At 62.0% G+C, this 14,701-nt stretch carries 10 protein-coding genes and 1 tRNA gene; 1 reads left to right on the forward strand and 10 read right to left on the reverse strand.

From position 1 onward, the window contains the following. Positions 1–28: 28 nt before the first annotated feature. The 5 genes from P0D70_RS16465 to P0D70_RS16485 form a co-directional block, all read right to left on the reverse strand. Complete coding sequence (locus P0D70_RS16465; RefSeq protein ID WP_408185288.1) at positions 29–577, reverse strand: RBBP9/YdeN family alpha/beta hydrolase; 549 nt, start codon at positions 575–577, stop codon at positions 29–31. A 93-nt stretch (positions 578–670) separates the two neighbouring features. Further along, positions 671–1,519 (reverse strand): TauD/TfdA dioxygenase family protein, encoded by an 849-nt coding sequence (locus P0D70_RS16470; protein ID WP_408185289.1) that lies wholly within the window; start codon positions 1,517–1,519, stop codon positions 671–673. A 10-nt stretch (positions 1,520–1,529) separates the two neighbouring features. Then, positions 1,530–2,510, reverse strand: a complete 981-nt coding sequence (locus tag P0D70_RS16475) for a quinone oxidoreductase family protein (protein WP_408185290.1) — start codon at positions 2,508–2,510, stop codon at positions 1,530–1,532. A 114-nt stretch (positions 2,511–2,624) separates the two neighbouring features. Then, positions 2,625–3,944: an MFS transporter gene (locus P0D70_RS16480; RefSeq protein WP_408185291.1), complete on the reverse strand. Its 1,320-nt coding sequence runs from the start codon at positions 3,942–3,944 to the stop codon at positions 2,625–2,627. Positions 3,945–4,125: 181 nt separating this feature from the next. Continuing rightward, positions 4,126–5,181, reverse strand: coding sequence for a beta-keto acid cleavage family enzyme (locus P0D70_RS16485; RefSeq protein ID WP_091795531.1), 1,056 nt, complete (start codon positions 5,179–5,181; stop codon positions 4,126–4,128). Between the two features lie 246 nt (positions 5,182–5,427). Between P0D70_RS16485 and P0D70_RS16490 the strand changes: the two genes are divergently transcribed. Then, positions 5,428–6,429 (forward strand): AraC family transcriptional regulator, encoded by a 1,002-nt coding sequence (locus tag P0D70_RS16490; protein WP_408185292.1) that lies wholly within the window; start codon positions 5,428–5,430, stop codon positions 6,427–6,429. A gap of 223 nt (positions 6,430–6,652) precedes the next feature. Here the strand turns inward: P0D70_RS16490 and P0D70_RS16495 are convergent. The 5 genes from P0D70_RS16495 to P0D70_RS16515 all read right to left on the reverse strand — a co-directional run bounded on the left by P0D70_RS16495 (position 6,653) and on the right by P0D70_RS16515 (position 14,611). Beyond that, positions 6,653–6,743 (reverse strand) — tRNA-Ser (locus tag P0D70_RS16495). Between the two features lie 61 nt (positions 6,744–6,804). Next, entirely contained in the window at positions 6,805–8,823 is a 2,019-nt protein-coding gene (locus P0D70_RS16500; RefSeq protein WP_408185293.1) for a sodium:solute symporter family protein, read from the reverse strand. A gap of 4 nt (positions 8,824–8,827) precedes the next feature. Continuing rightward, positions 8,828–9,196, reverse strand: coding sequence for a DUF4212 domain-containing protein (locus P0D70_RS16505; protein WP_408185294.1), 369 nt, complete (start codon positions 9,194–9,196; stop codon positions 8,828–8,830). Positions 9,197–9,355: 159 nt separating this feature from the next. After that, positions 9,356–11,338, reverse strand: coding sequence for an acetate--CoA ligase (acs, locus tag P0D70_RS16510; protein WP_091795544.1), 1,983 nt, complete (start codon positions 11,336–11,338; stop codon positions 9,356–9,358). A gap of 594 nt (positions 11,339–11,932) precedes the next feature. After that, positions 11,933–14,611, reverse strand: coding sequence for a hypothetical protein (locus tag P0D70_RS16515; RefSeq protein WP_408185295.1), 2,679 nt, complete (start codon positions 14,609–14,611; stop codon positions 11,933–11,935). Between the last annotated feature and the right edge of the window lie 90 nt (positions 14,612–14,701).

Here is a 14,701-nt window from a genome sequence, read left to right on the forward strand (position 1 = left end):
AAAACGCCTTGGGGATAGTGGATTCCGGTTATTCAAGTTCTTTGATGAACATCTCCGCCATCGGCCACTCGCCAAATCCCGCAGCCGGATTCAGGTGACCGACTTCGCCAAGGTCGACGAGGCGACTGCCCCAGTTGCTCGCCATCGCTTCGACACGTTCGAACTGCGCAAGCGGGTCGTTGCGGCTCGCACCGACAATGCTCGGGAACGGCAGCGGCTTTCGTGGAATAGGCAGCCAGCCGTTCTGAGCGATCGCATCGAAGGCCGGATAGCCTGCCGGCAGCGGCGTCTCAAGGTCGGCCGGTGCGGCAAGCAGTGCGCCGTGAATCTTGCGGCTGTGTTGCTGGGCCCAATGCACGGTGATCATCACGCCCGCGCTGTGGGCGACCAGAATTACCGGGCCATCGACTTTCGCGAGGGCAGCATCGAGCGCGGCGACGCGTGCCGCGCAACTGAGCTTGTCTTGCTCGAGCGGCGGCACCGAGGCTACCTTGGGCAGCCTACGCTCCAGCAGTGTTTGCCAATGCTCGGCGACGTGGTCGCGTAGGCCCGGCACCATAAGGATGGTTGGTGTCATATCGTCTTATCGAAAATCATGAAGCGGTCCCCTGTCGATCAGCGTTAGCGCAAAGCACTATCCCCGATCTCATGCAAGACGGTTGCTGCCCGATCAGTACGGCTTGTCGCCGACAATTCCGGCGCGTTCCATCTTGCGGTGACACGGCGGGTAGTCCATCACTGCATAGTGCTGCGTGCTGCGGTTATCCCAGATCGCGATGCTGTTGGGTTTCCAGCGCCAGCGGACTTGATACTCGGGAATGCAGGCCTGGCTGATCAGGTAGCGCAGCAGGTCACCCGCGCCCGGGTTAGCGTCCTGCCCGAAACGCACGCGCGCCGGCGTGTGGTAGTTGGTGAAATGGGTGGCGAACGCGTTCACGAACAACACCTTCTCGCCGGTCTCCGGATGCGTGCGAACAACGGGATGCTCCGCGTCCGGAAATTGCGCCTTAAGCGCGAGACGTTTTTCGATCGGCATTACGGCACCAAAACTCGCCTCGATGCTGTGGCGAGCGCGCAGATCCGCGATCTGGGTTTTGATGTGATCGGGCAGGTTCTCGTAGGCGAGGACCATGTTTGCCCACATCGTGTCGCCGCCGACCGGCGGACACTCCACGCAGCGCAGGACAGCGCCGAACTGCGGCGCCTCGCGCCACGTGGCGTCCGCGTGCCACGCGTTTTCATAGCGGTCGTTAGGCTGATCCGGGTTCTTGTAAATGCGCACGAGGCCCCGATGTTCCGGATCGCTGCCGGCAACGGGATGGTCCTCCAGTTCGCCGAAACGCCGCGCAAACGCAACATGCTCGGCGCGCGAGATGTCCTGATCGCGCAGGAACAGCACCCGGTGTTGGAGCAGCGCCGCACGGATCTCGGCGAACAGACCGTCGTCGTGGATCGCATCGGCAAGATTCACGCCGATCAGTTCGGCGCCGATGCTGTACGTCAATTGGTCGACTTGCATGGCGTTTTCCTCAAATGACGAAGACTGACGAGCCGGTCGTCTTGCGCGACTCGAGGTCGCGATGAGCCTGCGCTGCGTCTTCCAGCGCGTACCGCTGGTTGAGTTCGATCTTGATGCGTCCGGCGGCGACATGCCCGAAGAGTTCGCCGGCGAGTTCATCCTTCTCGGCGGGATCGGCGATATAGTCCGCCAGCGCGGGCCGCGTCAGGTAGAGCGAGCCCTTCATGGCCAGAATCTGCGGATTGAACGGCGGGATCGGCCCGGAGGCTGTCCCGACGCAGACCATCAGACCACGGCGCCTGAGCGAATCGAGCGAAGCGTCGAAGGTCTCCTTGCCGACGCTGTCGAACACGACGTCCACGCCGACGCCGTTGGTCAATTCGCGCACGCGTTTCGCGACGTCCTCACGGCCGTAGTAGACGATGTGGTCGCAGCCATGAGCGCGGGCCACTTCACCCTTGGCCTCGTTCGAAACGGTGCCAATCACCGTGAGACCCAGCAGCTTCGCCCATTGCGACACGATCAGGCCGACACCGCCGGCGGCAGCATGCAGCAGGATGGTGTCACCCGCCTTGAAATCGTGAATGCGGCGCATCAGGTACGACGAGGTAAGACCTCGCATCGTCATGCCGGCAGCGGTTTCGCAGGAAATCGCATCCGGCAGATTGATGAGCGGCGCCGCCGGGACAAGGCGTTCAGTGCTGTAGGCACCGAGCGTGTTGAGAAAGCCGGTATAGGTGACGCGATCGCCGACGGCGACGTTGGTCACGTCCGGGCCGATTGCCTCGACCACGCCCGCGGCCTCGACACCCATGCCTGCAGGCAGCGGCACGGGGTACAGGCCGGAGCGAAAGTAGGTGTCGGCGAAATTCAGGCCCACTGCTTCATGGCGCAGGCGAACCTGTCCGGGGCCGGGGTCGCCCACTTCAACGTTTTCGTAGCGCAACACTTCCGGACCACCGGTTTCATGGAAACGCACTGCCTTGGCCATATCGAATCTCCTATCCTTTACTCGAACTGCAAATTTATTTGGCCTGTAATGGGTCTGCCCGTCCTGCCTTCGGGCGCACCTGCCAGGTACTAAAGTACGCGGGTAATCGTGGGCTCAGCGCCCGGCCTGTTCGCGCAGTGCATTTACGCGATCGAGGTCGACGCCATAGCTGCGCTTGCCGATGAAGAAGGCGGCCGCCGCAACGAGCGGTGCAAACGGCACGAGTTGCAGCGCGCCGATCAGCCCGATCCGGTCAGCCACGATGCCCGTCAGGACGGCAGCGGGCGCGAGCCCCAGCAAGTTGTTCGCGAGCGTCAGGGTGGCAAACGCCGATGCGTGGATCGACGGCGGGGTGAGGTTCGCCACCATCGCACCCGAGGGGCCGGTAGCGCCCGCACTGAAGAACATGCCGACGCCGATCAGGACGAGCTGTGCCGGGCCCGCAGGCATCCGGAAACCGATCGTGAGCATTACGAAGCAGATCAGGCAGAGGGCGACGGCCGTGCTCCACTTCTTTTCGCGTTCATGCGAGCTGAGCCGGTCGGCCAGCATTCCGCACACCACCATGCCGAAAGCGGTTGCCAGTACGAACACTGCCGCGCTCATCGCCGCTTTGCCGGTGGACATGCCGTAATAGCGGTTCAGGAAGCTGGGCATCCACGCCCATACGGCCGCCGGCACCAACAGATGGATACCGCTGCCGACATAGGCGCACACGACTGACTTCGTCGAAAAGAGCCCTTTCATCAGCGCCCGGAAGCTCATGCATACACCGTGGCTCTGCACTTGCCTGCTCATGCCCGCCGGCTGCAGTCGAGCCAGCTGCTTTTCAGTGACGGCAAACCGGTAGAGCACCAGCAACACGATCCCGAGGGCCGCCATTGCGCCGAACGCCGCGCGCCAGCCGAGATGAGCCGCGACCGCGCCGCCGAGCGCCATGCCCAGCACTGAACCGAATGCCCCTCCGGCCATGAACGCGGCGGTGAGCGTGGAGCGCAACCGAGCCGGAAAGATACTGAGGACAACCGCGATGCCGACACTGCCATAGGCGGCTTCACCGATACCGACGAAGGCACGCGCGAGCAGCATTTCGTTATAGTTCGTCGAGAGCGCGCAGCCGAGCGTTGCGAGGCTCCACATCGCCGCCATCAGGACAATGCTTTTCACGCGGCCCCAGCGGTCGGCGAGCACCGACAGCGGAAAGGTCAGCACGCCGACCATCAACGCGACCACACTGCTCAGCGAGCCCAGCCGGGTGTCGGAAAGATTCCACGTGGCCTTGAGCATTGGAAACACCGCATTCAACACCTGCCGCGACATGTAGTCGGAGAGCAGCAACCCGACCGTCAAGGCAAATACCACCCACGCATACGCGCGCACGCCATGTTGCGTCGTCGATACATCGGCCGTCGTGGGCTCAGCATGCGTGAACATGAGTCGTCTCCTTCGTGTCCAGCTCGTTGGCGGCCGCCTTTTCCCTGTCGGGCAAAAGGGGCCTTTATGGATACCGTGCAACCCTCCCCGGCATACCGGGGATCCCTGCCTTTGAGGAAGCTAGCCTGCGCTGCTTTGGCCGGAACCCGACCTCCGCGAAGCGTCAGCCGCGCTCCGTCCTTTACGCCGCGCGCAGCGGCAGGTTTTTCACACCGGCCTCGCGATTCGGCGCCATGCCGTTGGCCGCGAGCGTCTCGCCGACCGTTTCGTATTGCACACCGATGCGGTAGATGTCGCGCGCTTCCTTGCCGGAAGCGATCTCGCGGCCCAGTTCGCGCGCCACGCGCACGCACTGCTCGATCTGCTGCACCGAGGTCATCCGGTTGCCGTGCTGGTCGATGATCGTGTCTTCGATGCCGCAGCGAGGATGCAGGCCCATGGCCAGCGCCATCATGTTGAACGGCAACACGTTCTTGAGCAGCGATTCGGCCGTGAGCGTGCAGCCGTCCGGCGCGCGATGCACGAAGTTGAAGAAGTTGAACGGGTTCGGGCCGTCGAAGCCCCCGCCGATACCGATCCACGTCAGGTTGAGCGGCCCCTTGTAGGCACCTTTGCGCACGAGGCGATCAAGTGTCTCGAGCGCATGGATGCCCGTCAGCTGGAAATGCGGCTGAATGCCCGAAGCCTGCAGACGGCGCAGGTGCTCCTCGACCCATGCGGGGCCGGCGGGAACCGTCATTTCGCTATAAGCGGCCATGAGCGCGGGATTGGACAACGAGGTGCCCTCCAGGTACGCCGGATAGAGCAACTCCATGATGTTCATCTGCGTGGTGTTGATCGCCACCGTCACCTGATCGGGCTTCGGGTCGAGATCGGCCAGCATGTGACGTGTGTCGTCGGAGAGCCACTTTGCGGCCTGACCGTCGTCTTCCGGCGCGAACGAGATCGAGCCCCCGACCTGGATGATCATGTCCGGCACGGCCGCGCGGACACCCGCGATGAGTTCGTTGAATTTCGACAGGCGCTTGGAGCCCTTGCCATCCAGTTCACGCACATGCAGGTGCAGGACAGTCGCGCCCGCGTTGTAGCAATCGACGGCCTTCTGGATCTGCTCGGCCATCGTCACCGGAATGTCTTCCGGAAAGTCCTCGGGCATCCATTCCGGGCCGTAGGGAGCGGTCGTGATGACAACCTTGTCCTGGTTCTCGGGGTGCAGCGAATCGTCGAGGAATTGCATCGTGATCTCCAATAGGGGGACGGTATTCCGACGCGTGCGACAAGGCCTGTCGCATCAAAACTGGTCGGAACATGATGAACCGTTGAGATCGCACGATACGGCAATCCTGCGCTACACTTTTATGATTGGGCGCCATCCTTTTAGCATTTCATGCCACTGCGCGTTAACACCGAGATGCGCGCACGGTAGGCATTTCATTACCAGACACAGCGGCGGCGCTTGCGAGACGGGTGCGGAGACAAAGGGATGGAAACGATGTTGCGCTCGGTAGCCATGAGCGGCTATTTCGACGTGACGCGGCGGGTCGGACTGAATCCGGTCGAGCTTGCACAGCAGGTCGGGATCGATACCGCGGCGCTTGCCAATCCGGACGATCGCATCCCGGCAGCCGCCGCGTGCCGGCTGCTGGAACTGACGGCCGAAAAGGCCGCATGCCCGACTTTCGCGCTGCAAATGGCCGAGACCCGGCAGAAGTTCGGTACGGGTGTCGTCAATCTCCTGCTCGCGCACAAGCGCACGCTGCGCGAAGTGCTGCTGGCCACCGTCGAATACCGGCATCTGTTGAACGAAGCCTTGGCTCTGTACGTCGAGGACGTGGGGGACACAGTCACCATCCGCGAAGACCTGGTCGTCGAACCGGGCACGCCAACGAATCAGGCGATCGAACTCGCGGTCGGCATTCTCTGGCGCCACTCCAGCGCCCTGCTTGGCGATCACTGGAAACCGCGCTCGGTCCATTTTGTTCATCAGGGACCGAAAGACCTGACGTTTCATCGACGCTTCTTCGGCTGTCCGCTGGAGTTCGGCAGCGATTTCAACGGCTTCGTGTGTGCGGCCGCCGATCTCGACTACCCGAATCCCGCCGCTGACCCGGAACTGGTGCGGTATGCCGAGAGCCTCGCGGATTCACTGAACGTGGCGGGTGTCGATTCGACCGCGCTGGAAGTGCGCAAGGCGATCTATTTGTTGCTGCCCATCGAGCAGGCCACCGTCGAACTGGTTGCCCGACATTTGCGTCTGAGCGTTCGGACGATGCAGCGCCAACTGGAATTGGCCCATACCAGCTTCTCGCGCCTGGTCGAGGAAGTCAGGGGCGAACTTGCCGTGCGCTATATGAGCAATCCGCGCTATCCGATCGGGCGGGTTTCCGCATTGCTGGGCTATTCGCAGCAGGGTTCGTTCACGAACTGGTTCAATTCACGCTTTGGCGTGACGCCGCGCGATTGGCGCAACAGCCATTTGAAATGATCGCGGACTTGTGTGAGAACTTGTGTCAGAAGCGCGCGAGCGATGCCTGGACGATCGAGCATGCGCAAGCACTTCTGGCGCATGCGGCGGGCAAGAAAATACAGCGAATTTACCGACGGAAGCCGGCGCGCGTGAAACCCTTGCGGTGAAATTCCATGGCATTGGGCCATTTCTATGGCACAGCGCAGAATTTGCGAAAACGCGCAAAGGCTTACTGGAAGGGTGGCGGAGAGACGGGGATTCGAACCCCGGATAGGTTATTAACCTATACACGCTTTCCAGGCGTGCGACTTAAACCGCTCATCCATCTCTCCGGCGGGGAGCCGAATTATAGCAAACTTCGCGCCCTGCGCCAGACCCCTCGCACAAACCGGTTTAAGGATGCCGGATATAGTCCACCAGCGCCCGCGTATAAGCGTCCGGTTTGCGGTCGATCAGACTCACGCCGATCGCCACCAGAAACCCCGCCGGCACGCCGAATACGCCGGAACTGATCGGCTCGATCCCGAACCAGCGCGCGCCGGCGAAGCCCGTCATCTGCGTGAAGAACGGGTATGTGGAGACGATGTAATAGATGCACACCACCAGCCCCGCCACCATGCCCGCCACCGCCCCCAGCCGCGTGGTGCGCTTCCAGAACACGCCCAGCACCAGCACCGGAAACAGGCTCGACGCCGCCAGTGAAAACGCCGCACCGACCAGAAACAGAATGTTCCCCGTGTTCAGCGACGCCACATAAGACGCGAACAGCGCCACCCCCAGCAATAGAATCTTCGAGATCGTCACGCGCCGCTGACTCGACGCGTTCGGATCGACCATGTGGTAGTACACATCGTGCGACAAGGCATTGGCGATGGTGAGCAGCAAACCGTCCGCGGTGGAAAGCGCCGCCGCCAGCGCGCCCGCCGCGATCAGCCCCGACATCACATAAGGCAGCCCCGCGATCTCCGGCGCGGCAAGCACGACCATGTCGGGCTGCATCTGGATCTCACTCCAACGCACGATGCCGTCGCCATTCGTATCAGCGAGACTGATCAGGCTCGGCTCGACCTTGCGCCATTGCATGAGCCACTGCGGCAAGTCGGCGAAGTGATGCCCCACCAGGTTGGTCAATATCTCGTACTTGATCAGCACCGCCAGCACCGGCACCGTCAGATAGAACAGCGCGACGAAGAAGAGCGTCCATCCCACGGAGCGCCGCGCGGACGCGACCGAGGTCGTCGTGTTGTAACGCGTCAGGATATGCGGCAGGCTCGCCGTCCCGAGCGACAGGCACAGCAGCAGCGACAGAAAATTGCGCTCATGAATGCGCCGATCCTGGTCGGTCGCGGCGGGGAACGGCTCATGCATCGGCACCGGTGCGGCCGCGCGCATCAGCATTTCATCGCGTCGCTGGCTCCAGACGATCTGCGCGGCGCCGGCGTCGCGTGGAAACTGCTCGAGCGCCCTCTCGCGCTCCTTGATCTCGCGCAGCGGCCCGTTATGGCGGCGCAGGTCGGCGACTTCCTGCGTGAGACGCTGCTTCTCGTCGACGTACGATTGCGGCAGCGCGTCGAGCCGCACCTGCATGAGCGCGGCACGGCGTCGATAATCGTCGCGCACGGTCTGCTCGAGCGGCGCTTCGCGCACCTGCTTTTCGAGGCCTTCAACCCGCCCCATCAAGCGGCCATAGTCGAATTGCGGCACCCAGCCGAGGCCATCCTTGTGAGCGATCATCGACACGGGAATCAGAATCGCCGCGATCAGGATGATGTACTGCGCAACCTGCGTCCACGTGACGGCGCGCATGCCGCCGAGAAACGAACACACCAGAATGCCCGCGAGGCCGCAGAAAATGCCGACGGCAAAATCCACGCCGATAAAGCGCGTCGCGATCAGGCCGACGCCCTGGATCTGCGCAACCAGATAAACGAACGAGCACAGGATAGCCGCCAGCGCCGCAAGGCCGCGCACGGCATTGCTCGAAAAACGCGTGCCGAGAAAATCGGGAATCGTGTAGCGCGCGAGCTTGCGGACATACGGCGCGAGCAGGAATGCGACCAGGCAATAGCCGCCGGTCCAGCCCATCAGATACGCGAGACCGTCATATCCAGTCGCATAGATCGAGCCAGCGAGGCCGATGAACGAGGCCGCCGAAAGCCAGTCCGCGGCCGTCGCCATACCGTTGAAAGCGGACGGCACACGCCGCCCCGCCACATAGTATTCGACGAGATCGGACGTGCGCGACAGCAGGCCGATCACCGCATACACCGCGATCGGCACGAACAGGAACACGTAGCCGATCCACACTCCCGGACCCGTGGTGCGTTCGATGCGCCACATCACATAAATGAAGAGCAGAAAGCCGAGGGTATAGAGGGCGTAGGAACGGATCAGCCGGTTCGTGAGCTTCATCGGCTCAGTTTCCGCTCGTGGTGGGCACGCACACGCCGATGCTTGCGTCCGCAACCAGGGCGCGTTGCAGCCGGCGGTCGGCGCCTTGCATCAGCACGATATACACCACGATCAGCGCCAGGTAGATCAGGATCGCGCCCTGCGCGCCGAGGTAGAACGGCAGCCTGAAGCCCCCGACACGCACCTGCGCCAGAGCCGGCGCCATCAGCGGAAAGACGAACGACACGATGAAGCCCACGGTCATCAACGTCGCAATCAATGCCACGTTGAAGCGCCAGTATTTTTGATGCGCGCGCGCCATCGCCGCCGAGACCGCGGGCGGGTCTGGCGGAGGATTGAACGTAGCGTGAGAGGAATGCTGCGGCGCGGCCATGCGCCTATGTATCAAAAAGCCACCGGGCAGGCAATCGGGATTGTCCGCGCGGTGGCCTTGAAGAACTGGCTTCGGTGGCCGGGAGCTGCCATCGGTCAAGAGCGCACCGCCTTGGACGCTCTTGCCATTTACCCCCGGTTTACACAGGCAAACCCAGGCTCAGAGCGACTCGCCGAGTTGATCGAGAATCGCCGGGTTCTCCAGCGTGGACACGTCCTGGGTGATTTCCTCGCCCTTCGCGAGCGAGCGCAGCAGGCGGCGCATGATTTTGCCCGAACGGGTCTTCGGCAGATTTTCACCGAAGCGGATGTCCTTGGGCTTGGCGATCGGACCGATCTCCTTGCCGACCCAGTTGCGCAGTTCGTTGGCGAGCTTGACCGCTTCCTCGCCTTCGGGACGCGCACGCTTGAGCACCACGAAGGCGCACACGGCTTCGCCGGTTGTCGCATCGGGGCGGCCCACCACGGCCGCTTCGGCGACGAGCGGGTTCGACACCAGCGCCGACTCGATCTCCATGGTGCCGAGCCGGTGGCCCGACACGTTGAGCACGTCGTCGATACGGCCCATGATCGTGAAGTAGGCGGTTTCCTTGTCGCGCACCGCGCCGTCGCCGGCGAGATAGAGCTTGCCGCCGAGTTCTTCGGGGAAGTAGCTCTTCTTGTAGCGGTCCGGATCGCCCCACACGTTACGCAGCATGGACGGCCAGGGGCGCTTCACCACCAGAATGCCGCCCTGCCCGTTCGGCACGTCCTGGCCGGTTTCATCGACCACCGCCGCCATGATGCCCGGCAGCGGCAATGTGCACGAACCCGGCACGAGCGGCGTGGCGCCCGGCAGCGGCGTGATCATGTGGCCGCCGGTTTCGGTCTGCCACCACGTATCGACGATCGGGCAACGGCTGCCGCCGACGTTCTCGTAATACCAGACCCACGCTTCCGGATTGATCGGCTCGCCGACCGTACCGATGATGCGCAGCGTGGACAGGTCGTAGCTCTTCGGATGCACCTTCTCGTCGGCGTCGGCGGCCTTGATCAGCGAGCGGATCGCGGTCGGCGCCGTATAGAACAGCGACACCTTGTGCTTGGCGATCATGTCCCAGAAGCGACCGGCGTTCGGATAGGTCGGCACGCCTTCGAACACGACCTGAGTGCCGCCGAGCGTCAACGGACCATACGTGATGTAGCTATGGCCGGTGATCCAGCCGATGTCGGCGGTACACCAGAACACATCCGTAGGCTTCCAGTCGAAGGTCCACTTCATGGTCTGCGCGGCCCACAGCAGATAGCCGCCGGTGCTGTGCTGCACGCCCTTGGGCTTGCCGGTCGAACCGGAGGTGTACAGGATGAACAGCGGATGCTCGGCGCCGACCCACTCGGGCGCGCATTGATCCGATTCGGCTTGGGCGAGTTCGTGCATCCACAGATCGCGGTCTGCGTTCCATGCGATCTTGCCGCCGGTGCGCTGATACACGATCACGCTTTTGACCGCTTCGCAGCCGCCCATTGCGAGGGCTTCGTCGGCGATGTTCTTCAGCGGCAGCGCCTTGCCGCCGCGCATCTGTTCGTCCGAAGTGACGAGCGCGACCGCGCCCACGTCCACCAACCGCTCGTTGAGCGACTTCGACGAGAAGCCGCCGAACACGACCGAATGCGTGGCGCCGATGCGCGCGCAAGCCTGCATCGCGACGATGCCTTCGATCGACATCGGCATATAGATCACGACACGGTCGCCCTTCTTCACGCCGCGCTTCTTCAACGCGTTCGCGAAGCGCGACACGCGTTGCAGCAGATCCTGATAGGTGACGTTGGTGACGGTGCCGTCATCCGCTTCGAAAATGATCGCGATGCGCTCGCCATTGCCGGCTTCGACATGACGGTCGATGCTGTTATACGACGCGTTCAACTGGCCGTCTTCGAACCACGTGTAGAACGGCGCATTCGATTCGTCGAGCACCTTGGTGAAGGGTGTGTTCCAGCTTAGCGTCTCGCGAGCGAGGCGCCCCCAGAAACCTTCGTAATCGCGTTCCGCTTCGGCGGCGAGCGCCCGGTACGCATCCATGCCGGAGATCGTTGCACCCGCCGCTACTTCTGCGGAGGGCGGGAAAACGCGGCGTTCCTGAAGAACCGATTCAATCGCAGACATCGACAACCCCTTGGTGAAGATGAAACGTAAAACCTGGCCGACGCGTCTGGGACACGTCGTATCGTATGGCGCCCGAAAGCTGCGGCGGGTGTCTCCAACCCTCGGCAACTGATCGCCTCTGCCGCACTGCGCCATGCGCGATCGCTCACCGACTTTCAAACACGATAAATGCCGCAACTTACCTGCTACTTACGCGCGGCGGTATCGTCGGCAAAGACGCGCCCCGCCGCTTCTGATGTTGAATGTTAACCGAAGCCATCTGGCCGTGTCATGGCTGCATGGCAAAGACACGTGCCCAGACGCCACCATGTCCGATCGATACCCAGGGTTACTCCTGGTGCCGCTGCGTGTCTTTCGTCGCGAACGGCTAGCGCGCAACTGCAGACTGGCCCCCGCCGCGACGCCGCCCGATTGAAACCCGGCGGCCTTCACGCGTTCGCGATCATATCGGCGCCAGTGGAACGACACGGCTGCGATCCCACAAACGCGCACCGTTCTCTGGACACAGGGCGGCCATGCTTACTCGCCGGGTTTCATTTAACTTAGGATTGGCAACTAACATTCTGGTGAATGACTGGCCGGATTCCCCACGTCTCAGACCATATATCGGTTGGGATCAGTCAGATATACGCTGCCGGTTTTATCGCCGCGATACGCCTGAAGGTCGAACTTAACCTGCTGTTTGTCCGGGTCCAGAATATTACCAACGACGACGAGGTTCTTTCTTCCATCGCCGGTCTTCACGCCTTCGTTCAGAATGGGCAGCCGGAAAGCCCCGTCCTGCTCTTTGCCGAAGAACTGATAGCTCACCGAGCCGGATGCTTTCGAATAGGTCATCGCGATCGACCGGTCGAATACGCGCAGCGGCTGTCCTGTGGACGGCCAGCCGAACATTTGCGGCGCATGCGATACGACCGTCACGGAGTCCGCACCCGCGCCCTCGGCAAGCGCCTTCAGATACGGTGTCGCGGACGTGGCAAGACTGCGCCCGCGTTGCTGCATCGCCTGTCCGTAGTAAACGAGAACAGTTGGATCGCCGTGGGCGCCGGAACTTATGTCGCCCATCGGCGCCGCGCCGGGCTTGTTCCCTTGCGATAATTCGAAGCTCTCGATGGCGGGCCGCATGGCAGGCGTATAGAACGAAGAAAACCAGTTCACCACCGGCGTCGCATTGAGCGCGGCTTTGTCATACTCCTTGTGCAGTGCGTTGGCCTCTGCATCCCGTCCCTGCGCGCGCAGATCGTCAACCTGCTTCCTGAGCGCCTCTGCGTGATAGATCTCGGCGAAATTCGGCAGCAGCAACGGCGCGAGCGCCGCCGGCGGGAACGCAAACGACGCAGCCGTCGCAGCGAGACCGGCTACGAGTTGCGCGGAGTCGTTACCTACGTTCCATTTCGCCTGCTCGTTTCCCGGGTTCCGGATCAGTTCCTTGATATCGGACGACAACTGCCCGACAGACGGCGCAAGTCCGATCGCCGTGCCGAGCAGCGACAGTGCCTTTGACGAGAGGCCAAGCAACTTATTGCCGTTGATGTTGACCACGCTGATGGCATCGCCGGTGGTACTGAGCGAGTCAGCGGCCAATGACATCTGGTTCATCGTGCTCGGGTCGTTCTTCACGTTCGCCGAACTCGACGCCAGCGCGAGCATGTCGATCGGCAGCCAGTGGCCATTGGCTTTGACGCTGCCGGGCAGCACCTTGCGTGAAGCCTCAGGAACGTTAAGGCTCGCGGGCAAAGGCACAGTCTGGGTCGCACGCGATCGGAATGGCGGCGCCGTCTGGTTGTCGCGGTCGCGCATGATGACCACCGTTTGACTGCCATGGTGATCCGTCATCGGCTGGAACTCTTGCGTGGCATGGTACCGGCTTTCGACGGTCGCTTGAGATTCGCGATCATGCAGCGGCCAGCCAGTTTGGGATCCGGCATCCTGCCCATTTTTTCGTTGCTGGACGCCCGGCTGCGAAGGTTGTCCGGCGCCGGCTGTAGTTTCCGTCTTCCGCGGCACTGACGGGACAGCGTTCGGCGGCATGGCCTGTACGTCGGCGTCGCGCTTCGCGCTCGCCGTCTGAGTTCCCGCCATGTTCTTCAATGGAGTGGCCTGAATTGCTGTGCTGATTTTTAACCTATCGACTGTCTGCACGGCGTGGTCGTGCTGCTGAAGGCTCGTTTGAGTGCCGTTGTGCTCCATATGCGCAGTTGCCTGAACCGATTCATCCAGTCGACTCGGCGAACCCGTTTGCACATTCTGATCTGCCACATGAATGCGAGTCTGATTGCCGGCATCGGCGAACTGCGGTGTCGCCTGATCGCCGCTTTCGGTTGTTCTCCGCGAATGCGTCTGGATCTCGGCATCCTGGACGTCTCGCCCTATTTGAGTTTCTTCATGGACGACTTGCTTATCTGTTTGAGTACTGGTGTGATTGCCTGCCGTCGCATACTTGTGCTCACCCGTTGCCTCTCCATCTGTCGCATGCGGCGGTTGCTGTTCCGTCTGATTCGAGGCTGCCTGAGTGAAGCGGCTCTGCGTGAGATGCGGCGTTTGAGTCGCCCTGCTGATGCCGGCACTCTCCGTTTGAGTCGGTCTATCTCGACTCATTGACAGTAAATGGGTCTGCGTTCCGTGCGACCGTTGCAACTGATCAGTCGTTTGCGTTTGCGCATTACCGGTTCGGAGTGTGGTCGTCTGAGACTGCTTCGATGCCGAAGTCGGTCGGAAATCGACCAGCGCGATCTCTTCGTGCGGATCGCGACTGGGGAGAAACGAGAACGCGCCCTGTCTCAACGGTCCACGCAGGTAATTACGCAGTGTTGCCAGCTTGTCCTCGACCTTCGAGAAATCGATCGCGTAGCCGATCGCATTGCCCAGCGCCTTACCCGCCTGCAATCCGGCAAGGGCTGGGTCCTGTCCACCGTCAGGATCCTGTGTCTTCCCCAAAGAACTGAAGAACCTGCCGAGATTCGACACCATGCCATTGCCCGCATGCCCCATGCGGTTTGCCGAGACCAGGCGGGACGAAAACGAACTGCCTCCCGGCAGCGACGGCCTGTCTTGCAGCGTGTTCAAGGTAGATAGAAGAAGGCCAGTCTTTAAGTTCAGGCTGTTGGAGAACGGCGTCGATACGGTAGGAGAGACCGGGTCGTGCGGGTCGGGCGGTTGGATCGCCGGGAACGGCGGCGTGGCATTTTTATCGGCGGACTTTTCAGTTTGCCGTGGATAGCTAACTGCATATTCGCTATCACGTACGGTACTTCCCATAGTGGACGTCGTCATTCTGATGACCTCTGAATGGAGCGGCACGAGCAATCATTAGGTCACGCCACGTCAGTGCGATGTGGTATCGCGGTACTGCATTCAAAGAGT

This window comes from Paraburkholderia sp. RL17-381-BIF-C (genome assembly GCF_046026435.1).
Taxonomy (GTDB): Bacteria; Pseudomonadota; Gammaproteobacteria; order Burkholderiales; family Burkholderiaceae; genus Paraburkholderia.